The organism is Sulfitobacter sp. R18_1, from assembly GCF_017743915.1.
GTDB lineage: Bacteria > Pseudomonadota > Alphaproteobacteria > Rhodobacterales > Rhodobacteraceae > Sulfitobacter > Sulfitobacter faviae.
On record NZ_JAGHRG010000003.1, the window covers coordinates 245,632 to 267,333 of the forward strand.

17 protein-coding genes and 1 tRNA gene are annotated in these 21,702 nt (G+C 64.9%); 4 read left to right on the forward strand and 14 right to left on the reverse strand.

Annotated elements, in window-relative coordinates:
- Window positions 1–293: 293 nt before the first annotated feature.
- The 4 genes from J7392_RS08675 to J7392_RS08690 all read right to left on the reverse strand — a co-directional run bounded on the left by J7392_RS08675 (window position 294) and on the right by J7392_RS08690 (window position 3,399).
- A tRNA-Gln gene (locus J7392_RS08675) sits at window positions 294–368 on the reverse strand.
- 62 nt (window positions 369–430) lie between these two features.
- Window positions 431–1,774 (reverse strand): mechanosensitive ion channel family protein, encoded by a 1,344-nt coding sequence (locus J7392_RS08680; RefSeq protein WP_209217181.1) that lies wholly within the window; start codon window positions 1,772–1,774, stop codon window positions 431–433.
- A 72-nt stretch (window positions 1,775–1,846) separates the two neighbouring features.
- On the reverse strand, window positions 1,847–2,839 hold the full coding sequence (locus tag J7392_RS08685; RefSeq protein ID WP_209217300.1) for an NADPH:quinone reductase: 993 nt from the start codon (window positions 2,837–2,839) through the stop codon (window positions 1,847–1,849).
- A gap of 80 nt (window positions 2,840–2,919) precedes the next feature.
- Window positions 2,920–3,399 (reverse strand): SH3 domain-containing protein, encoded by a 480-nt coding sequence (locus J7392_RS08690; protein ID WP_067263001.1) that lies wholly within the window; start codon window positions 3,397–3,399, stop codon window positions 2,920–2,922.
- A 185-nt stretch (window positions 3,400–3,584) separates the two neighbouring features.
- On the opposite strand from J7392_RS08690, the gene J7392_RS08695 reads away from it, so the two are divergent.
- The 4 genes from J7392_RS08695 (at window position 3,585) to J7392_RS08710 (ending at window position 9,595) form a co-directional block, all read left to right on the forward strand.
- Window positions 3,585–4,571: a D-glycerate dehydrogenase gene (locus J7392_RS08695; RefSeq protein WP_209217301.1), complete on the forward strand. Its 987-nt coding sequence runs from the start codon at window positions 3,585–3,587 to the stop codon at window positions 4,569–4,571.
- A gap of 100 nt (window positions 4,572–4,671) precedes the next feature.
- Window positions 4,672–6,075: an FAD-linked oxidase C-terminal domain-containing protein gene (locus tag J7392_RS08700; protein WP_209217182.1), complete on the forward strand. Its 1,404-nt coding sequence runs from the start codon at window positions 4,672–4,674 to the stop codon at window positions 6,073–6,075.
- A gap of 284 nt (window positions 6,076–6,359) precedes the next feature.
- Window positions 6,360–8,852: an FAD-dependent oxidoreductase gene (locus tag J7392_RS08705; protein WP_209217183.1), complete on the forward strand. Its 2,493-nt coding sequence runs from the start codon at window positions 6,360–6,362 to the stop codon at window positions 8,850–8,852.
- A gap of 32 nt (window positions 8,853–8,884) precedes the next feature.
- The gene (locus tag J7392_RS08710; RefSeq protein WP_209217184.1) at window positions 8,885–9,595 is read left to right on the forward strand and encodes a hypothetical protein; all 711 of its coding nucleotides are present in this window, start codon (window positions 8,885–8,887) and stop codon (window positions 9,593–9,595) included.
- A gap of 186 nt (window positions 9,596–9,781) precedes the next feature.
- Here the strand turns inward: J7392_RS08710 and J7392_RS08715 are convergent, their stop codons facing one another.
- The 10 genes from J7392_RS08715 to xdhA form a co-directional block, all read right to left on the reverse strand.
- Window positions 9,782–10,570: a GH25 family lysozyme gene (locus J7392_RS08715; RefSeq protein WP_209217185.1), complete on the reverse strand. Its 789-nt coding sequence runs from the start codon at window positions 10,568–10,570 to the stop codon at window positions 9,782–9,784.
- Entirely contained in the window at window positions 10,567–11,220 is a 654-nt protein-coding gene (locus J7392_RS08720) for a DUF938 domain-containing protein (protein WP_209217186.1), read from the reverse strand. The genes J7392_RS08715 and J7392_RS08720 overlap by 4 nt, the downstream gene beginning before the upstream one ends.
- Entirely contained in the window at window positions 11,217–12,155 is a 939-nt protein-coding gene (locus J7392_RS08725; RefSeq protein WP_209217187.1) for an aldo/keto reductase, read from the reverse strand. Before J7392_RS08725 ends, J7392_RS08720 begins: the two co-directional genes overlap by 4 nt.
- Window positions 12,156–12,316: 161 nt before the next feature.
- Window positions 12,317–13,390 (reverse strand): BMP family ABC transporter substrate-binding protein, encoded by a 1,074-nt coding sequence (locus tag J7392_RS08730; protein WP_209217188.1) that lies wholly within the window; start codon window positions 13,388–13,390, stop codon window positions 12,317–12,319.
- 71 nt (window positions 13,391–13,461) lie between these two features.
- The gene (locus J7392_RS08735) at window positions 13,462–14,382 is read right to left on the reverse strand and encodes an ABC transporter permease (RefSeq protein ID WP_209217189.1); all 921 of its coding nucleotides are present in this window, start codon (window positions 14,380–14,382) and stop codon (window positions 13,462–13,464) included.
- On the reverse strand, window positions 14,382–15,464 hold the full coding sequence (locus tag J7392_RS08740; RefSeq protein WP_209217190.1) for an ABC transporter permease: 1,083 nt from the start codon (window positions 15,462–15,464) through the stop codon (window positions 14,382–14,384). Before J7392_RS08740 ends, J7392_RS08735 begins: the two co-directional genes overlap by 1 nt.
- Window positions 15,465–15,506: 42 nt before the next feature.
- Entirely contained in the window at window positions 15,507–17,024 is a 1,518-nt protein-coding gene (locus J7392_RS08745; protein ID WP_209217191.1) for an ABC transporter ATP-binding protein, read from the reverse strand.
- Window positions 17,021–17,776, reverse strand: coding sequence for a xanthine dehydrogenase accessory protein XdhC (xdhC, locus tag J7392_RS08750; protein WP_209217192.1), 756 nt, complete (start codon window positions 17,774–17,776; stop codon window positions 17,021–17,023). The genes J7392_RS08745 and xdhC overlap by 4 nt, the downstream gene beginning before the upstream one ends.
- A complete protein-coding gene (gene xdhB / locus J7392_RS08755; protein WP_209217193.1) occupies window positions 17,773–20,202 on the reverse strand; it encodes a xanthine dehydrogenase molybdopterin binding subunit in 2,430 nt (809 codons plus the stop codon). The genes xdhC and xdhB overlap by 4 nt, the downstream gene beginning before the upstream one ends.
- Window positions 20,199–21,590: a xanthine dehydrogenase small subunit gene (gene xdhA, locus J7392_RS08760; RefSeq protein ID WP_209217194.1), complete on the reverse strand. Its 1,392-nt coding sequence runs from the start codon at window positions 21,588–21,590 to the stop codon at window positions 20,199–20,201. The genes xdhB and xdhA overlap by 4 nt, the downstream gene beginning before the upstream one ends.
- Window positions 21,591–21,702: the final 112 nt, after the last annotated feature.

A 21,702-nucleotide genomic window follows, 5' to 3' on the forward strand; every position in this document is an offset into this window, starting at 1 on the left:
TAACCTAGTCGCTGCCGAGTGATCCGTCGTCCCCAAGGAGACCATCACGGGCATATGATATGTGGAAAACTTCGGGATCCGCCGGCGGAAGTAGAACCGCCCGCGTCTGGTGCAGAGATAGGGGATAGTGACCATGACGACCGCCTTTCAAGTCGGTCATCGCCCGGGACGGCGTGGCGGACTACCCGCACGGTCTGTGCGACCTCGTGTGTAAACGCCAGTGTAACCTGCTCTTCAGCCCTACTGAGCTGATAAGGCTAAGTCTCTAAAAAACTAGGTATTCTCGGAAGTGTTGGCTGGGATGGTAGGATTCGAACCTACGGTACACTGTACCAAAAACAGTTGCCTTACCACTTGGCTACATCCCAACACAGGGCGCTAACTAAAGTTCTCTGGCCCGGGGTGCAAGACCCGTTTTAAAGAAATTAGCCTATTCTTCGGCTGCATCAACAGAGAGCAGGTCTTTGCTAGGCAATTCGGCACGTTCCTGCGCGACGATGCGGGTCAATTCCCGCTCGGTTTGGGGCTCGACGGGCTGGGCGGCGGCCGGATTCGTGGGGGCGGCTGCCGTTTGCGGCGAATCGACGGGGGCGTCGGAGGGGGATTCGCTTTGAGAGAGCAGCTGATAGGCCGGTGGCCCCGCAGTGAGGCCCGCCGCATCGAAAGCTGAGAGGGTCAGGCGAATCGCTTCGCTGCGGGCGGCGACCAAATCGGTGCTTTCTTGATTGATCCAACCGGCGAATTGCATGTTGATCCAGTGATCGGCGACCTCGTCCACCCAAGCGGCGGCTTCGGGGCTGGATAGGACAAAGGGTAGGTCGTTCAGCACCTCCAGCGCTAAATCACGGGCGCGGGCCAGATCGGCGTCGCTGGCGACCGAGAGGGTAAAGGTGAACCGCCGTTCGGCGTTGCGTGAATAGTTGGTGATCCGGCTTTTAAAGACGGTGGCATTGGGGATGCGCAGGTGATTGCCGTCAAAGGTCAGCAGGATCGTGGCACGGCTGGTCAGGCGGATCACCTTGCCGGTGTCGCCGTCGATCTCGACCGTGTCGTTGGGGCGAAAGGGCTGGCGGATCGACAGCATGATTGAGGCGATGAAATTCTCGACCGTGTCGCGCACCGCGAAACCGATGGCGAGGCCGACGATCCCCGCCGCGCCAAGGATGCCCGAGAGCAGCGCCGTGGCGCCGAGGATATCCAGCGCCACCACCAGTGCGGCGATGACAAAGGCCAGCCGGATGATCTGGCGGTAAATGCCAGCGATGAACGCGTTGGGAGCGAGCCGATCCCACGGGTTGCGCAGCCGCGCCAGCGCCAGCCCGGCCACGACGATCAGGCCAAAGACCCCAAGCGCCACCAAGGCCAGCGGCAGGAAGGCCACGGCCTGCGCCATCCGGTCCCGAAAGCGCTCTACGGCGGGGTTGAGCCGCTCGGCCACATCGGTGCTTTCGCGCACCTCGTTGCGGATCGCCACCACCCCTTCGACACGGCCCGCCAAATCGTTCAGCCGCGCGGCGCTGGCGGTGTCGAGCGTGGTGCCGGTCAGCGTGACGATGCCGGAGGCGACAGAGACGCGGACCTTCTCGAACCCCTCAAGCTCGCGCAGGATGGCGCGGATGCGTTTGGCGATGGCGGCGTCCGCCGTGGCATCGCCTTCGACGGCGATGGTGCCCTCGGGCTGGTCACTCGTTTGCGCAAAGGCCGGGGTGAGGGGCAGCGCGCAGCTTAGCAGCAGGCAGAGGAACAGGCGGGGCAGGGCGGCGGTGAGGCGCATGGGGGGAACTCCGTCAGCGGGATGGGCCACCGCCCCCGGGCGACGGGGACGGCAGCTTGGCCAATTAGCGTGTTACCCCTGACAATCGAGCAGCACCGCCCCGCTGCGCTGTCCGGCCTCGACCAACTCATGGGCGCGGGCGGCCTCAGAAAGCGGCAAGACCGTGTCGACGGGGCAGCGCAGGGCGCCGTCCTCCAGCGCGTGGTGCAACCGGTTGATTGCCTGTTCGCGCGGGCCTGCGGGCAGCAGGTAGATCAGGATGATGTCGATGGTGACCGCTTTGAACAGCAGCGGATAGAAGGGCAGCACCGGCGACATTTCCGCCGCCGAGCCATAGGCGGCGATGCGGCCATTGGGGGCGATGACCTCGGTGTCGGTGGTGATGTTCAGGCCGAACTCCGTCTCGACGATGGTGTCGACCGGCTTGCCGCCATTGGCATCAAGCACGGCGGCGGCGAGATCGGGGTCGGCGTAGTTGAATACGGCATCGGCACCTGCGTCGCGCAGCAGATCGTTGTCGCGGGGGCTACAGGTGGCGATCACCTTGGCCCCGCCCCATTTGGCCAGCTGCACAGCAAGATAGCCCACCGTGCCTGCCCCGCCTTGGATCAGCACCGTTTCCCCGGCCACCCCGCCGCCGCCAAAGACGGCGTGGCAGGCGGTGAGCCCCGGAATGCCAAGCTGCGCGCCGACTTCGGACGAGACGCCATCGGGCAGGGGCACGGCTTGATGGGCAGGCAGGGTGATCTGCTCAGCCGCCGTGCCAAAGCCGCGTTGCCACTGGCCGTTCCAGATCCAGACCTTCTGGCCCACGCGGCTCGCATCGACGCCCGCACCCACGGCGATGATCTCTCCCGCGCCATCGCTATGGGGGATGACCTGCGGGAAGGGTGGTTTGGTCACGCCGGGGCGGGTGCCTGCGCGGGCCTTCACGTCCGACGGGTTCACGCCCGAATGGCTGAGCGCGACGCAGACCTCTCCGGCTTGCGGGGCGGGGCTGTCGACCTCCGACAGGCGCAGCACGTCGGCGGCGGCTCCGAATTGGTCATAGGTGATGGCTTGCATGGCGCTCTCTCCGGCTTGAATTTTGCCGGCAGAGTGGCGCATGCGCCGGGATCATGCAATTGCGGCGAGGGCGGGGTGCGCTACTCGCGCAGTTCCTTGGGGCCAACACCCCAGAGCCGCACCTTGGGCGCCCAGCCGGTGAAACCGCCCGAGCGCAGTTCGCACCATTCCAGCGTGCATTCGCCCAGACGGGCCACCACGCCGAGTTCCAACCGTGCCACCACGGCGGCTTTGGGGTCGGGATTGATGCGCAGTTGCAGCATGTCCTGTTCGACCAGCACCGTGCGGGTGCCCGACAAAAGCGAGTAGTGGACCCAGCCGCCCATGCCGTCGCGGTCTTCGACCCGGCGCCAATGGCCATGTTCGGCGGTGATCCTCAGCGGCAGGTCGCGGCGTTTGTAGACCCAGTCGATCCGGTGTGACAGGGACGGGCCGCGGCGCACATTGCCTTCGGAGGCTTTCATCGAAACGAAACGGGGCAGGGGCAGGTTCGTGACCTGACCACGCGCCTCTTCTGCAAGGCCGGAGGTCGGCTGTGCCAAAAGCAGCGCGCCCACCATCAGGGCGCTGCGAAAGAAAGCGGTTATCATTGAATTGCCTGCTATGCGGTTCACTGCTGTGGGTCGGTGCTGTGCAAATCTGCGGGTTATTGTTGCTCTTTTTCCGGCGCGAGTTCTTGTGCCTCGTCGCTGCATGAGACACCATGCCCGCGAAACGAGGCGACGCCAAGACCGGGAGAGCAGGCATGTCAAAGAAGCGGTTGAGTGTTGTAGTGACGCGACGGTTGCCAGAGGCCGTGGAAACACGGCTGTCAGAGCTGTTTGACGTGACCCTACGCGAAGATGACAGGCCCATGACCCGCGAGGAATTGGGCGTGGCGATGCGCCAAGCAGATGTGCTGGTGCCCACCATCACCGATGAGATCGACGCGCCGCTAATCACCCAAGCGGGCGAACGGCTCAAGCTGATCGCCAACTACGGGGCCGGGGTCGATCACATTGATGTGGCCACCGCGCGCCAGCGCGGCGTGCTGGTGTCGAACACCCCCGGCGTGCTGACCGACGATACCGCCGATATGACCATGGCGCTGATCCTTGCCGTGACCCGCCGCATGCCCGAGGGCATGGCGGTGATGCAATCGGGCAATTGGGACGGCTGGGCGCCCACGGCACTCTTGGGGGGCCGCGTTGGCGGGCGCCGTTTGGGCATTCTGGGCATGGGCCGCATCGGTCAGGCCGTGGCGCGCCGGGCGCGGGCCTTTGGCATGCAGGTGCATTACCACAACCGCAAACGCCTGCGCGAAGAGATCGAGGGCGAGCTAGAGGCCACCTATTGGGAAAGCCTTGATCAGATGGTCAGCCGGATGGACGTGATCAGCATCAACTGCCCCCATACCCCTAGCACCTTCCATCTGATGAACGCGCGCCGTTTGGGTCTGATGAAGCCCGACGCGGTGATCGTGAACACCTCCCGCGGGGAGGTGATCGACGAGAACGCGCTGACGAGGATGCTGCGCTCGGGCGATATCAAGGGCGCGGGACTGGACGTCTATGAACATGGTCGCGAGATCAATCCGCGCCTGCGCGAGCTAAAGAACGTCGTGCTGCTGCCGCATATGGGCTCCGCCACATTGGAAGGGCGGATCGAGATGGGCGAGAAAGTCCTGATCAACATCAAGACCTTCGATGACGGCCACCGCCCGCCGGATCAGGTTGTGCCCTCCATGCTCTGACCCACGGGCGGCTGCGGCAACGCGGGCCTTTCGGGTGATTAATTTACAAAGATGCCGCCGCAAGATTTTGCGGCGTGAGGATGCTATTGGGAGATAAGACGTGACCAAGATCGCAGATTTGCCGCGAAATGAGGTGGGGATCACCGCCGCGCTGGACGAGTTGCAACAAGCCTTCGGGGACAATCTGCTGACCGGCCAAGCCATTCGCGAACAGCACGGCCACACAACCACATGGATCGACACGCAGGCGCCTGACGCGGTGGTCATGGCGCGATCGACCGAAGAGGTGGCGCAGGCGGTGCGTATCTGCGCCGCCCATCGGGTGCCTGTGATCCCCTTCGGCACGGGCACCTCTCTCGAAGGGCATGTGAACGCCCCGGCGGGCGGGATTTGCATCGATGTCATGCAGATGGACCGCGTGCTTGAGGTCAATGCGGGCGATCTGGATTGCCGGGTGCAGCCCGGCGTGACCCGCGAGGCGCTCAACACCCATCTGCGCGATCAGGGGCTGTTCTTTCCGATCGACCCCGGCGCCAATGCGTCGCTCGGGGGGATGACCGCGACGCGGGCCAGCGGCACCAATGCGGTGCGCTATGGCACGATGAAGGACAACGTCCTGAGCCTTGAGGTGGTTCTGGCCGATGGCCGGGTGATCCGCACCGGCGGGCGGGCGCGGAAGTCTTCGGCGGGCTACGATTTGACGCGGCTTTTCGTGGGCTCGGAAGGGACGCTGGGGATCATCACCGAGATCACCCTGCGCCTGCAAGGCATCCCCGAGGCGATGTCCTCGGCCTGCTGTTCCTTCCCGACGGTACAGGCCGCCTGCGAGACCGTGATGGCGGTCATCCAATACGGCCTGCCCGTGGCGCGGATCGAGCTTTTGGACGCCGATGTGGTCAAGGCTGTGAACGCCTATTCCAAGCTGACCCTGCCCGAAACACCGCTTTTGCTGCTGGAATTCCACGGCTCCGAGGCGGGCGTGGTGGAACAGGCCGAGACCTTTGGCATGTTGGCCGAAGAATTCGGCGGCAACGGCTATGCGGCGACCACAACGCCCGAAGAACGCAACAAACTTTGGCAGGCGCGGCATGATGGCTATTGGGCGGTGATGGCCCTGAGGCCGGGCTGCAAGGCCGTGGCCACCGATGTCTGCGTGCCGATCTCGCGGCTCGCCGATGCCGTGGTGGCGGCCCAAGCGCGGGCGGAAGAGTTGCAGTTGATCGCCCCCATCGTGGGCCATGCAGGGGACGGGAATTTCCATGCGTCCTTGTTGATCGACATGGACGACCCCGAAGAAGTCGCGCGCGGCGAGGCCTTCGTCAGCTGGTTGGCGGAACTGGCGATTTCGATGGACGGGACCTGCACCGGCGAACATGGGATCGGGCAGGGCAAGCGGCCCTATCTGCGCAAGGAATTGGGGGCTGCGGTGGATGTGATGGCGACCCTAAAGGCGGCGCTGGATCCGCAGAATATTTTGAACCCGGGGAAGATTTTGCCGGGGTGAGATTGGGTGTTTTGCCCTGATGTTGTGCGGCGGGAAGGGTCGTGCAGGGTATTTGGGAAAGGATGAAGGTGGGGGCGGTGTGGTCTGCCTAGGTGTGGTGCGGCAGGAGAGGTGGTGCAGGGTATTTGAGAAAGGATGAAGGTGGGGCGCGCGCGCTTGGGCTGAGGTGGCGCTTTGGGTGAGCGGGTGAGGTCGGTTTTTGGCGATGTTGGGTCGGCTGCTGCCTGCGGGGCGTGGTGCTGCTGCGTACAACGGGAGTGGGCCTAGCGCAGGGGGATTGGCAGATGAAAACGCAAGTCAAAGCATTGGTTGTCGGGGGCGGGGCGGTTGGCACGTCGATCGCCTATCATCTGGCGAAGGCCGGTTGGGATGATGTGATGCTCTTGGAACGGGACGAGTTGACCTCTGGCTCGACTTGGCATGCGGCGGGGCTGTTGCCCTTGTTCAACATGTCTTATGCGACGACCCATATTCATCAGTATTCGGTCGAGTTTTATAAGACGCTGGAGGCGGAGACGGGGTTGAACGCGGGCTTTGCCGTGGTGGGCAATCTGCGCATGGCCCAGACGGATGCGCGGATGGATGAGTATATGCTCTATGCCTCTACCGCCGAAACCTGTGGTGTGCTCTATCAGTGGCTTACCCCCGATGAGATCAAGGCGAAGTGGCCCCTGATCGAGACATCGGATTTGAAGGGCGCGCTTTATCATCAGACTGATGGCTATATTAACCCCGCCGATGTGACCATGGCGATGGCCAAGGGCGCGCGGCAGCGTGGTGTGGCGATCGAGCGCAAGTGGCAGGCGGATGGGTTCCATTGGAATGGGACGCATTGGGAGGTGACCTGCACCAAGATGGTCGAGAAGGGCGGCAACCTTGTGCCGTCGGACGAGCAGATCGTCATCACGGCGGAACATGTGGTGACCGCGAGCGGCAACCATGCGCAGCGCACGGCGCGGATGCTGGGCATCAAGATGCCAGCGATTCCCGTGGAACATCAGTTCATCGTCATGGACCGCGATCCGGCCTTGGTCGATTACCGGGCGGCGGGCAACGGGGAGCATCCGGTGATCCGCGATGCCGATGCGCAGAGCTATGTGCGCGAAGAGCGTGGTGGCTGGATCCTTGGGGTTTATGAGAAGGGCGCGCCGGCGCGGTTTGAATATGGGGTGCCGGACAGTTTCCGGGCCGATCTGTTTCAGCTCGATCTTGAGCGGATCGAAGAACAATATATGGCGATGAACCACCGCATCCCCTCGGCTGAGGATTGCGGGCTGAAGGATGATTTCAACGGGCCGATTTGCTATACGCCCGATGGCAACCCCTTGGTGGGGCCAGCGCCGGGGCTGCGCAATATGTGGCTGGCGGAAGGGTTTTCCTTTGGGATCACGGCGGCGGGCGGCACCGGCTATTATCTGGCGCAGATGATGGTGGAGGGCGAGGCCGAGATCGATATGGCGAGCCTCGATCCCAAACGCTACGGCGATTGGATGACCACGGAATATGCCGCGCGCAAGAACGAGGAAGCCTACGACCACGTTTATATCTTGCACCATCCTGATGAGGAGCGGCCCGCGTGCCGTCCGCTGCGCACCTCGCCTGCCTATGACCGGCAGGCGGCGCGGGGGGCGCAGTTCGGGCAGGTGAATGGCTGGGAGCGGCCGAATTATTTTGCGCCGAAGGGGTTTAGTGATCATGACAGCCGCTCGTTCCGGCGCGGGGGCTGGTGGCAATATGCGGTGGAAGAGGCGAAAGCCATCCGCGAGGGTGTCGGGTTGATCGATGCCACGGCCTTTACCAAACATCTGGTCCGCGGGCCGGGGGCGACGGCGTTTCTGGAGTGGTTCACCTGCAACAAGCTGCCTTCGGTGGGGCGTATCAACCTGACCTATGCCTTGACCGGGGCGGGGACAACGCGGACGGAATATACCATCGTGCGTTTGGCGCAGGACGAATATTACCTCGTCTCGGCGGGGGCATGGACGGCCTATGACAGCGATTATCTGCGCAAGGCGATTGCCGATAAGATGCCTGAGCTGGGTTATATCGAGTGCCATGACGTGACCACGCAGTGGGGTGTCTTCGCGATTGCCGGGCCGAAGTCACGCGATGTTTTGGGTGCTTTGGTGCGGGATGCGGCGCCGGAGACGGTGTTGGGCAACAAGCGGTTCCCATGGCTCACCATGCGCGACATCGAGTTGGGCATGGTGCCGGTGCGCGCGATCCGGGTGGCCTATACCGGGGAGCTCGGCTGGGAGTTGCATCACCCGATCGAGATGCAGAACCATCTGTTCGACCAGTTGGAGAAGGCAGGCAAGCCGCATGGGATGAAGCTGGTCGGCGCGCGGGCGCAGAACTGGCTGAGGCAGGAGAAGAGCTATCGCGCCTTTGGGCATGAGTTGGGCCGGGATGCGACGCCTTTGGAAGCGGATTTGCCGCGCTTCGTCGACCTGAACAAGAAGTTTCACGGGAAGCAGGCGATGGTCGATCACGGCATCCGCGCGAAATGCGTGACCGTGCTGATCGATGGGCCGGAGGATGCCGCCCCTTGGGGCCGTGAGGTGCTTTACAATGGTGAGACCCGGACCGGGCGGCTGACCTCGGGGGGCTATTCCGTGGCCTTCGGCAAGAGCATCGGCATGGGCTATGTCAAACCCGAGGATGCGGTGGTAGGCACGAGGCTGAAGGTAAAGATGCTTGATCAACTGTGGGAGGCCGAGGTGGTCGAAGACAGCCCCTATGATCCGAAGAACCAGCGCATCCGGGCGGACGGTTGATCCGGCGGGGGCTGCTTGCACTCTTTTGCGTAATGGCGCTGACTGCGGCGCTGCTGCGCGACAATCCCGTGGTCGGCGCGGCGCAGGGCTATGCCGCGGATGTGGCGACCACGGCGGCGGCTTCCTATGTCACGCTGCGCACGTTGAATGCCTTTCTCTCCACCGCGCAGGAGATCGAGGTGGGGCTGTCCTTCATTGCCTCCGGCTCGGCGCGGCCTCTAAAGGTGTTGGAGCCGATTGACGACACGGTCGAGCGGATCGCGGGGCTGGTTTTCGGTGTCATGGTGGCCACGGGGGTGATCGCGGTGGCACTTGGTCCGGTGAGTGCGATCGGGTTGGGGCTGTTGTCTGTCGCACTGGCGGTTTGGGCTTTGAGCAAGCGCGGTCATGCCGGGCTGCCCCGGCGGTTGGCGTGGTATGGCGGGTTTCTGGGGCTGGCGCTTCCGCTTGCCTTGGTTGTGTCTGAGCCGCTGGCGGGGGCGCTCACCGAAGGGGTCTATCTGCGGAACATGGAGGTGATCGAGGAGATCACCGCACATGTCGGCGGCAGCGAGGCTTTGGGTGAGGAAGAACCGGGTTTGACGGAGTATCGGCAGCTTGCCAGCAACCTTTGGAGCCGCGCGGATGAGTTGATCGGCGCGCTTTTGGCGGTGCTCGGGGTGCATGTATTTCGGATATTCTTGTTGCCGCTTTTGTTGGTGGGCGGGCTGTTCGTTGTGGCGCGGTATTATGCGCGGGGGTGAAGGCTGGCGTGGCGTCTGGGGTGGATGTTGTGCAGAGGTATTTGGGAAAGGATGAAGCGGGCGGGGTGGCGTTTCTGTTGGAGGCGTTTGGTTTGGGGGGAACCGATCGCGTCGCTTTTGCGGCGGGGTGGCGCAGAGGTATTTGAGAAAGGATGAAGGAGGGGGAGGGGCGCCCTCCCGTTAGTTTTAGCGCAGGGCGCGGGTGGCGACCCAGTTTTGCCAGTCGGCGCGGCTGCCGGAGAAGGCGTTGAGGTCCACGTCGCCGCCGATGCCCGCGACGATGCCCGTGGCGCTGTATTGCCAGAAGCGCCATGTTTGGCCGGGGTAGGTTTCGGCTGGGGTCTTGGCGGTGGTGCGCAGCCAGAAGTCGTATCCCCGGAAGCGTTCAAGGTCGTTCTCACGGTAGAATTTGGGTGTGGTGTAAATGATGGGGCGTTGGCCGTAGTGGGCTTCGACCAGGCGCAGCCAGCGGTGCATTTGATCGCGGACGTCGGCGGCGGGCGGGCGGACATGGGCGCAGGTGGGGGAGAATGGGTTCCATTCCATGTCGAGCACCGGGGGCAGCATGCCGCCTGATTTTGGCACGTTGCGGATGAACCAGCGGGCCTGATCCTCGGGCGGTGTGCAGAAATAGTAGAAATGATAGGCGCCGCGTTTCACGGCGGCTTGGCCCGCGCCTTGCCAGTGGCTATCGAAGTTGATGTCTTTGAGGTCGCCGCCTTCGGTGGCCTTGATGAAGGCGAAGTTGACGCCCGCGCGTCGGGCGGTGTTCCAGTCGATATCGTTTTGGAAACGGGCCACGTCGATGCCGTGCACGGGGTAGGCGGCGGGGGTGCGGCCATTGAAACTCACCGGATCGCTGTCGCCGAAGGCGGCGGGAAAGAGCACGCCGGGCGCGGCCGGGGGCGGGCTGCCGGGGGAGCCGCAGGCGGCGAGGGCGAGGAGCGACAGGATCAGGGCGCGGCGGAGGATCATGGGCTGGGCTTTCTGGCGATGAAGGCGAGGTTGTTGGCGGGCATGTCCACTTCGTCGATCGGGCTGAAGGCTGCATCGCTCAGCCAGCGGGCCATCTCGGTATTGTCCTTATAGCCGATCGCGGGGTCGGCGGCGCGCAGCTGGGCGTCAAAGCGGGTGTCGCCGGGGGAGGTGGTTTGGCCGTCGCGTTTGAACGGGCCGTAGAGGATCAGCGTGCCGCCGGGGGCGAGGCCTGCGGAGGCTTCATCGATCAGGCACCGGGTGGCGGGGGTCGAGATCAGATGCAGCAAATTGGCCAGCATGATCAGGTCGAAGGGGCCGTGTTCGCCCGCCCAGCCGGGCGCGGTCGCGTCGAGTGGCAGGGCGGGGGCGATATTGGGCATGGCGGCCTCGGCTGCATAGGCGTTGATGCTGGCGCGGCGGGCGGTGTCGATGTCGCTGGGTTGCCAGCTAAGGCCCGGCAGGCGTTTGGCGAAGCCCACGACATGCTGGCCGGTGCCGCTGGCGATTTCCAGCGCACGGCCCCGGGGCGGGGCATGGGCGGCTAGCAGGTCGCAAAGCGCGTCGAGATTGCGCGCGGCGGCGGGGGCGAAGAGGCGGTCGCCGCCTGCGTCTTCAGCGACGCTGGCGTTGGGGGGCAGGCGGCTCATGCCTGCTCTTCCAGCCGGTCGGTGGCCGGGGGCGGTGTGGGCGACAGGGCCGAGATGGCGGCGTAGGTCTGCGGCGTCATTAGGTAGGTCAGCGCGGCGAGCGACGGCTCTAGTTGGGCCAAGGAGCGGGCCGAGATGATCGGCGTCGGCTTCGTGGGATGGGCCGCCGCCCAAGCCACGGCGAGGGTTGCGGGATGGGTGCCCAGATCACGCGCGAGGGCGGCAAGACCGGCAGCGGCGCCGTGCATCCTCTCTTGCCCGTAGCGGGCGGCATAGCGTTCATCCTCGCTCAGGCGGCCAGTGCCGCCCTCAGCGTATTTCCCGGTCAATAGCCCACCGCCCAGCGGGGAGTAGGGGGCGACCAATATGTCGAGGTCATGGGCCATCGGCAGGATCTCGACCTCGGCCTGACGTTTGACGAGGTTGTACATCGGTTGGATCACCGCGATCTCAAGCCCGAAGTCGGCGGCGATATGGGCGGCTTTGACGGCCTGCCATGCGGCGAAGTTCGATAGGCCCACTTGGCGGATATGGCCCTGTTGTTGCAGGTCGGCCAGCGCGGCGAAGCTTTCGGTCAGCGGGGTCTCGGGATCGAAGCGGTGGAAGTAGAGCACATCGAGCGTATCAAGCTGCATCCGCTGGCGGGATGTCTCGGCAGAGGCGAGGATATTGGCCCGGCCCGCGCCGCCGGTATAGGCGGCTTTGGTGGCGATGATCAGGCTTTCGCGGCGGTCTTGGACGAACTGGCCCAACAGCCGCTCTGACGCCCCGTCGGTATAGACATGGGCCGTGTCGAAATGGGTGATCCCGGCCTCGATACAGGCGTCGAACATCGCGCGGGAGGCTGCCGCATCGGCGCGCCCGCCGAACTGCATGGTGCCGAAGGCGAGGCGGCTGGCGGGGGTGCCATCAAGGCTGGTGAGCATCTGTGTCATGCCAGATTGGTGGCATGTGCGCTGCCTGCGCGCAATGGGTTTACGCTGGGGCAGGCGGCGGGGCGCTTGGGGACTGCGCGCGTGAGGCCCCGACCGGGGCGGCGACGAAAAAGGGGCGCGCGGTTGCCCGTGCGCCCCTGTCGTCGGAGAGCCGGTTCGGCTTATTCAGGAATGGTGCCCTCGATGCCTTCGACATAGAAGTTCATGCCCGCCAGCGTGCCGTCATCTGCGGTCTCGCCTTCGGCCAGCCATGCGGAACCGTCCTGTTTGTTGATCGGACCGGTGAAGGGGTGGTACTCGCCCGATGCGATTTTCTCTTTCAGTTCCAGCGCTTCGGCTTTCACATCTGCGGGCACGGCGTCGGTGATCTCACCAATGCCGACCATGCCCGGCCCGATGCCGTCCCATGTGTCTTGGCTTTCCCATGTGCCGTCCATCACCGCTTTGACGCGGTCGATGTAATAGGGCGCCCAGTTGTCGATGATCGAGGACACGCGCGGCTTGGGCGCATATTGCGCCATGTCGGAGGCTTGGCCAAAGGTGATCACGTTGCCCGCTTCCTGTGCAGCCGCTTGGGGTGCTGTGGAATCGGTGTGTTGCAGCACCACGTCGGCGCCCTGTTCGATCAGAACCTTGGCGGCGTCGGCTTCCTTGGCCGGGTCAAACCACGTGTAGGCCCAGACGATTTTGAACTGAACGTCGGGGTTTACCTTCTTGGCGTGGAGATAGGCGGAGTTGATGCCGCGGATCACTTCCGGGATCGGGAAGGAGCCGATGTAGCCGATGATGTTGCTCTCGGTCATGGAGCCCGCGATGTGGCCCTGAATGGCGCGGCCTTCGTAGAAACGCGCGGAATAGGTCGAGACGTTGTCGGCGCGTTTGTAGCCGGTGGCGTGCTCGAATTTCACATCGGGGAATTTCTTGGCCACGTTGATGGTGGGGTCCATGTAGCCAAAGGAGGTGGTGAAGATCAGATCGGCACCGTCGAGCGCCATCTGCGTCATCACACGTTCGGAATCGGGGCCCTCGGCGACGCTTTCGACGAAGACGGTTTCGACCTTGTCGCCGAACTCTTCTTCGACGGCCAAACGGCCTTCGTTATGCTCATAGGTCCAGCCGCCGTCGCCCACGGGGCCGACAAAGACGAAGCCGACCTTGGTCTTGTCTTGGGCCACAGCGCCCGAAGCAAGGCCGAGCGCAAGGGCCGCGCTGGTCATAAGGGTGGTTAGTTTCATGAGGTTTCCCCTGTTTACGTGCCCCTTGCCGGGGCTTGATGTGCGGCGCAGGGCCGCGTGACGTGATGCCCCTAGTTCGAGGCGTGGAAGGTGCGGCCCAGCGAGGCCGGCGCGGCGCTTTTGTCCGCCGACAGCACCACCAGAACGATGATGGTGATGATATAAGGCGACATTGCCAGATACTCTACCGGAATGGCAACGCCCGCGCCTTGCAAGTTCAACTGCAACTGGGTGATGCCGCCGAAAAGATAGGCACCCAAAAGCGCGCGCCATGGCTGCCACGAGGCGAAGACGACAAGGGCGAGGGCGATCCAGCCGATCCCGGCGGTCATGCCTTCGGTCCATTGCGGCACGCGGATGAGGCTGATGTAAGCCCCGCCCAGGCCCGCGCAGGCGCCGCCGAAGAGGATCGCGGCGGTGCGGATGCGCTTGACCTTGTAGCCGAGCGCATGGGCCGCGTCGTGGCTTTCGCCAACCGCGCGCAGGATCAGGCCCGCGCGGGTGAATTTCAGCACCGCCCAGACCCCGGCAACCAGCGCGATGCCGAGGTAGAGGATGATGTCATGGGTGAAGAGGATTGGCCCGATCACGGGGATATCGGCCAGCGGGCCGAAGTCGATGTCACCCAGCCGCGGCGGTTTGATCCCGACGTAGCTTTGCCCGATCAGGGCCGAGAGGCCGAGGCCGAAGAGCGTGAGCGACAGGCCCGAGGCCACCTGATTGGCCAGCGCCACTTGGGTCAGGAAGGCGAAGAGCAGGCTGAGCACGGCACCGCCCGCGGCGGCGGCGGCGAAGCCCAAAAGCGGCGATCCGGTCTCGACCGCCGTGGCAAAGCCGCAGATCGCCCCGGTGATCATCATGCCTTCGACGCCGAGGTTCAGAACGCCGGATTTCTCGACGACCAATTCGCCGATGGCGGCGAAAATCAGCGGTGTCGCGGCCACGAGGAAACCTGCGACGAACAAAAGCGGGTTGATTGCGGAAAGATCCATCAGGCAGCCTCCGCCGCGCCAAAGCGCAGCCGGTAATGAGTGAAAACGTCCAGCGCGAGCAGGAAGAACAGGAGCATGCCTTGAAACACCTGAATGGCGGCGGCAGGCAGGCCAAGGTTGGACTGCGCGATATCCCCGCCGATGTAGGTCAGCGCCATCAGCGCCCCGGCGAGCAGGATGCCAATCGGGTGCAACCGGCCAAGGAAAGCCACAATGATCGCGGTGAAGCCATAGCCCACGTTAAAGTCGATGGTCACCTGACCCGAGGGGCCAGCGACCTCGAACATGCCCGCAAGACCGGCGAGCAGGCCAGAGGTGCCGAGGCAAAACAGCACCAGCCGCGCCGGGTTCACGCCGGAAAAACGCGCGGCGCGGGGCGCCTCCCCGGTGACGCGGATGGCAAAGCCCAGACGGTGCCGCGCCAGCAGGACATAGGCAAAGATCACCGCGATCAGTGCTGCGACCACGCCCCAGTGCATGCCAGAGCCTGCGAAGAGTTCGGCGTTATGGGCAGAAGCGTATTGTTGCAGGTTGCGCGAGCCGGGAAAGCCGTAGCCCTCGGGATTTTTCAGTAATCCCAGTGACATGGAGGCAAGGAATTGTTCCGCCACATAGACCAGCATCAGCGAGACGAGGATTTCATTGGTGCCGAAACGCACCTTGAGAAGGGCCGGGATCATCGCCCAGAGCCAACCGCCGAGCGCCCCGGCGAGGACCATCAGCGGGAAGATATACCACGCCTCAAGCGGGTAGAATGCCAGCCCCACGCCCGCGCCAAAGAGGGCGCCCATGATATACTGCCCCTCGGCCCCGATATTCCAGATGCCCGCTTTGAACCCAAGGCTGAGGCCGATGGCGATCAGCACCAAGGGCGCGCCTTTGATCAGCAGTTGGGGGCGGTAATAAAAAGCGTAATCGCCAAACAGGGGCTGCCAGAAGATCGTTTGCAGCGCCTCGATCGGGTCTTTGCCCAAGGCCGCGAACAAAAGCCCGCCGAAGATGAAAGTGGCCAGCACCGCCATGATCGGTGTCGACAGCGAGAGGGCCCGACTGGGCTGCGGACGCTTTTCAAGGCGGATCACAGATCACCCCCAATGGTCAGAGTGAAAAATGCGAGGTTGGGCTTAGACATGCGCGACCTCCATACCATGTGCCCCGCCCATCATCAGGCCGATCTCTTCGACGGTCAGCCCCTGCGCGGGGCGAGACGGCGACAGGCGGCCTTCGTTCAGGGCGGCGAAATTGTCGGAAATCTCCATCAACTCATCAAGGTCTTGGCTGATGACGATCACGGCGGTCCCACCCGAGGCGAGATCCAAAAGCGCCTGCCGGATCGCGGCGGCGGCAGAGGCATCGACCCCCCATGTGGGCTGGTTCACCACCAAAAGCTCGGGCCGTTGCAGCACCTCGCGCCCGATGACGAATTTTTGCAGGTTGCCGCCTGAAAGCGAGCGGGCCGCGTTGGCGGGGCCCGGGGTGCGCACGTCGAAGGTCTTGATGATCTTCTCGGCAAAGCTGCGCGCCTTGCCCCAGTCGAGCATGCCGCCGCGCTCCAGCCCCTCACGGGCGGCCCCGGTCAGCATGGCGTTTTCCGACAGCGACATATCCGGCACGGCGGCATGGCCGAGCCGCTCCTCGGGGGCGGTCAAGACGCCAAGCGCGCGGCGGGCGGTGGGGCTGAGCAGCCCAATGTCGCGCCCGTCAAAGGTGATCATGCCCGCGCTGACCAGTGTTTCGCCCGAGAGCGCGTTGAGTAATTCGTCCTGCCCGTTGCCCGCGACGCCGCCGATGCCCAGCACCTCGCCGCGCCGCACCTCGACGGAAATATCGCGCAGCGGCATGCCAAAGGCATGGGCCGACCGGGCCGAGAGGTTGTTCAGCGTCAGCGCCACTTCGCCCGGTTCCTTGCTGTCGCGGGTGGGCGTTTTCAGCGCGGAGCCGACCATCATCTCGGCCATGTCGCGGGCCGATGTCTCCCGCGGGGTGCAATGGCCGACGACCTTGCCCAAGCGCAGGATCGTGGCGCTGTCGCACAGGCTGCGGATTTCTTCGAGCTTGTGCGAGATATAGAGGATCGCGGTGCCTTCGGCGCTGAGTTTGCGCAGGGTTTTGAAAAGGATTTCAACCTCTTGTGGCGTCAGGACCGAGGTCGGCTCGTCCATGATCAACAGCTTCGGCTCTTGCAGCAAACAGCGGATGATCTCAACCCGCTGACGTTCCCCCGCTGAAAGGTCACCGACGGTGCGGTCCGGCGCAAGCGGCAGGCCGTAGGTGTCCGACACATCGCGAATCTGTTGGCTAAGCTCGCGCATCCGCGGCGGGTTTTCCATGCCAAGCGCGATGTTTTCCGCCACGCTGAGCGCGTCGAAAAGCGAGAAATGTTGAAACACCATGCCCACGCCCGCCTGCCGTGCGGCGTGCGGGTCGGTGGGGGCAAAGCTCTCGCCCCGCATCTGCATCTGGCCCGCGTCTGGTTTGACCAGCCCGTAGATCATTTTAACCAAGGTGGATTTGCCCGCGCCGTTCTCGCCCAGCAGGGCGTGAACCTCGCCCGGAGCAATCCGCAGGGAAACGTCATCGTTCGCGACGACGCCGGGGTAGGCCTTGGTCAACCCGGTGAGGTCGAGAAGTGAATCAGTCATGCGGAAACCTTTGTCTGGGTCCGGGCGATGAGGGCGATCAGCGCGCCATGGGCAATTTGCGCAGGCAGCTTGCCCAGCGATTTATCGCCAATTGGACAGGTGATGCCAGAGGGATCCAACCCCATGTCACGCAAGCGGCGGGAAAACCGTGACTTTTTTGTGTCAGAGCCGATCAGCCCGACGCTCGCAGCCCCGCGGTTGAGCAAGGCGGCACAGAGTGCGAGGTCGATGTCATGGGAATAGGTGAAGATCAGGTGATGCGCCTCGCGCGGCGCATGGGCGGCGAGCCGTGGCATGTCGGCGGCGGGGGTGACGGTGACATGGGGCGGGACGTGATCGGGGAAGCGGTCGCGGGCGCTATCGACCCATGTGATGGCAAAGGCGCGGGGCGGGCAGGCTGCCACCACCGCCCGGCCCACATGCCCCGCGCCCCAGAGCCAGAGCGGCACGTCGCTTTGTACATCCGGCAGGGGCAGGGGGGTGGCCGCGTCCAGCGGGCGCGGAGTGGTGGTGTAGCGCAGGCTGACCGCGCCGCCGCAGCATTGGCCCAGACCGGGGCCGAGCGGCAGGGTCTGGCTGTCTTCGCACCGGCCCTCGGCCAGCATCGCGCGGGCATGGGCGATGGCCTGATGCTCCAGCGCGCCGCCGCCGATGGTGCCCGCGATTGTATCAAGCGTCACCTTCATCGCCGTGCCCGCATCCCGCGGGGCCGATCCGCGCGTGGCGGTGACCTCGACGAAAATCGCGGTCATTTTGCCGATCCGCCGCTTTGCGCGCGCCCGACTGCCGCCAGCACCGCCTCGGCGGTGGCCGGGGCCTGCAGGTCGCCGTAATGCGGACCGCAGGCCGAGACCGCATCCGACAGCGCCATGAAGGCCGAGATGCCCAGCATGAAGGGTGGCTCGCCCACGGCCTTGGAACGGTAGACCGTCTGCGCCGGGTTCGGCTGGTCCCAGAGCGCCACGTTGAAGACCGGCGGGCGGTCCGAACAGGCGGGGATCTTGTAGGTCGAGGGCGCATGGGTGCGCAGGGTGCCAGTCTCGTCCCAGACCAGTTCCTCGGTTGTCAGCCAGCCCGCGCCCTGCACGTAGCCGCCTTCGATCTGGCCGATGTCGAGCGCGGGGTTCAGCGAGGCCCCGGCGTCATGCAGGATGTCGGTGCGCAGGATGCGGTTCTCGCCGGTGAGCGTGTCGATCACCACCTCGGTGCAGGCCGCGCCATAGGCGAAATAGTAGAATGGCCGCCCGCGCCCGGCGATGCGGTCCCATTCGATGTCGGGCGTCTTGTAGTAGCCGGTGGCGGAAAGGCTCACGCGGTTCTCATAGGCCGAAGCGGCGGCGGCGGCGAAGGTAATCTCCTCTCCGCCGATGCGCACCATGCCGTCGGCGAATACCACCTGATCGGGGGTGGTCTGGTAACGCTCGGCCAGATGCGCGGCCATGCGGTCGCGGATCGTGTCGCAGGCGTTCTGCGCCGCCATGCCGTTGAGGTCCGAGCCCGAAGAGGCCGCCGTGGCCGAGGTGTTGGGCACCTTGGCGGTGTCGGTGGCGGTGATCTTGACCAGTTCGGGCGAGACGCCAAAGCGCGAGGCGGCGACTTGGGCGACCTTCTGGAACAGCCCTTGCCCCATCTCGGTGCCGCCGTGGTTCAGGTGGATTGAACCGTCCTGATAGACATGCACCAGCGCGCCCGCCTGGTTGAGGTGGGTGAGCGTGAAGGAAATGCCGAATTTCACCGGGGTGATCGCGATGCCGCGTTTTAGCAGCGGGTTCTTCGCGTTCCACGCGGCGATGGCGGCACGGCGCGCCTCGTAATCGCAGCTCTCGACCAGCCGGTCGGTCAGCGCGTTAACGATGCAGTCGGTGACCGGCTGCTGGTAGGGCGTGGTCTGTACGTCCGAGGGGGTGGCCGGGATCGACGGTTGCGCGCCGGGCGCAGGGGGCGCGCCGCGCGACGAGAGATCGGCCTCGGCATCCGGCGGGGTGCGGTTGTCGATCGCGGTGCCGGTGTTCTCCACCTCGGTCGGGCGGTGGGCGTTGTCGCTGTAGTAATTCGCCCGGCGCACGGCGAGCGGATCGAGGCCCAGCTCATGCGCGATATGGTCCATCACCCGTTCGATACCCACGATCCCCTGCGGGCCGCCGAAGCCGCGGAAGGCGGTGGCGCTGGCGGTATTGGTCCGCAGCCGGTGCGAGGTGATCCGGATGTCGCGCAAGTGATAGGCGTTGTCGGCATGCAGCATGGCGCGGTCGGCCACGGGCAGCGACAGGTCCATTGACCAGCCGCAGCGGGTGTAATGGGTCACGTCCAGCGCGGTGATGCGGCCTGCGTCGTCGAAGCCCACATCGTAGCTGATGCGGAAGTCGTGCCGTTTGCCGGTGACGATCATGTCGTCATCGCGGTCATAGCGCATCTTGCAGGGCTTGCCGGTCATTGCCGCAGCGACCGAACAGGCCACCGCCAGCGCGTTGCCTTGACTTTCCTTGCCGCCGAAACCGCCGCCCATGCGCCGGGTCTCGACCCGGACGGCATGCATCGGGCGGCCGATGGCATGGGCGACTTTATGCTGAATCTCGGTCGGGTGCTGGGTCGAGGAATGCACCAGCATGTCGCCGTTGTCTTGCGGCAACGCCATGGCGGCCTGACCCTCGAGGTAGAAATGCTCCTGCCCGCCCATCTCGATCTGGCCCGAGAGGCGGCGGCTGGCTTTTGACAGCGCGGTCTCGGCATCGCCCTTCTGGTAGATGCGCGGGCCATCCTCGAAACGGCTGTTGGCGTCGAGCGCCTGTTCCACCGTCAGGATCGGATCGCGCGGGGTGATCTGCGGCTTGCCCAACTGGGCGGCGCGGCGCGCGGCGAGGTGGCTGGTGGCCACCACCAGATAGAGCGGCTGGCCCGCGTAATGCACCTGATCGGTCGCCAGAAGCGGCTCGTCATGGTTCGAGGGTGAGGTGTCGCAATCATGCGCAAGGTCATCGGCGGTCAGAACCGCGACGACGCCGGGCGCCTCGCGCACCGCCCGAAGGTCCAGACCGGTCAACGCACCCGCCGCGACGGGGCTGAGGCCAAAGGCCAGATGCAGCGTGCCGCGCGGGGTGGGGATGTCGTCGACATAGCGCGCGGCACCGGTGACATGCAGCTTCGCGGCGTCATGGGGAAGGGGCTTTGCAACGCTCATGCCGAGACCTCCGCTAGGTTGGTGGGGGTGCCATTGGCATCGTGGAAATAGCGTAGCAGCATGTTCTGCGCCGCCTGCATCCGGTAAGCGGCCGAGGCGCGCATGTCCGAAAGCGGGGTGAAGTCGTCGCGCATCGCCTCCATCGCCTTGCGGATGGTCTCTTCGTTCCATGGTTGGCCGACAAGGGCGGCCTCCGCCGCCGCGGCGCGTTTCGGGGTGGCGGCCATGCCGCCGAAGGCCACGCGGGCGGTGAGGATTTCAGAGCCATTGCCGGTGATCGAGATACAGCCGCAGACCGCGGAGATGTCCTGATCAAAACGTTTGGACAGCTTGTAGCAGCGCAGGGTGTCGTGCTGGCGCGGCACGGTGATCGCCTCGACAAATTCGCCCGGCGCGCGGTCCTGCTTGCCGTAGTCGAGGAAGAAGTCCTCCAGCGGCAGTTCGCGCCGCGCATCGCCGCGGCGCAGGTGCAGCGTGGCGCCAAGCGCGATCAGCGCGGGCGGGCCGTCGCCGATGGGCGAGCCATTGGCGATATTGCCGCCCAAAGTCGCCGCATTGCGCACCTGCGTCGAGCCGTAGCGCCGCAGCATCACGCCCAAGCTGGGGAAGAGGGGGGAAAGCTTTGCCTCCACTTCGGTCAGGGTCGTCATGGCCCCGATGCGCAGGCCGGTCTCGTCCTCGGTGATGCCGCGCAGATCGGCGCATCGGTTGAGGAAAGCCACGGCGCCCAGATCGCGGAAGCCCTTGGTGACCCAAAGGCCCACGTCCGTCGCCCCGGCGATCAGCGTCGCGTCGGGGTGGTCGAGATACCACGCGGCCAACGCGTCGCTGCTCTCGGGCTGCACATGCGGCGCGCCCTCGGCCTTGGCGGGGGCGGGGACGTCCTGCGCGAGCTTCGATTTGAGACCCAGCAGATGGTCTGGCACGGGCTTGTCCACCGCGGCTTCGGCCGCGCGGATGATCGGCGCGTAGCCGGTACAGCGGCAGAGGTTGCCGGCAAGCTGCACGTCATGGTCCCGGGCGCCGTTGAGATGCGCCGTGGCCATCGAGACCACGAAGCCCGGCGTGCAGAAGCCGCATTGGCTGCCGTGATGCGCGACCATGGTCTCCTGCACCGGGTGCAGCCTGCCGTCGGCGCTTGCCATGCCCTCGACCGTGGTGACGGCCTTGCCGTTGATCTGCGGCAGGAACAGAATACAGCCGTTCAGCGCGCGGTGCCCGCTTTCGTCGCTGATCATGACCGAACAGGCCCCGCAATCGCCCTCGTTACAGCCCTCTTTCGTCCCCGTCAGGCCACGCTCTTCGCGCAGCCAGTCAAGCAGGGTGGTGGTCGGGGACACGTTGGAGAGTGACACGACTTCTCCATTGAGAAGAAAAGTGATGTCCATTGGTTCTCATCCGCCGCGGTACAAAGTGGCCCGTAAACATGCGCGGGGTTCGATGCGGCGTAGAACCGGGCGCGGGCGAGGTAGAGGTCAGGCTAGCGGGGCGGGGGGCGTT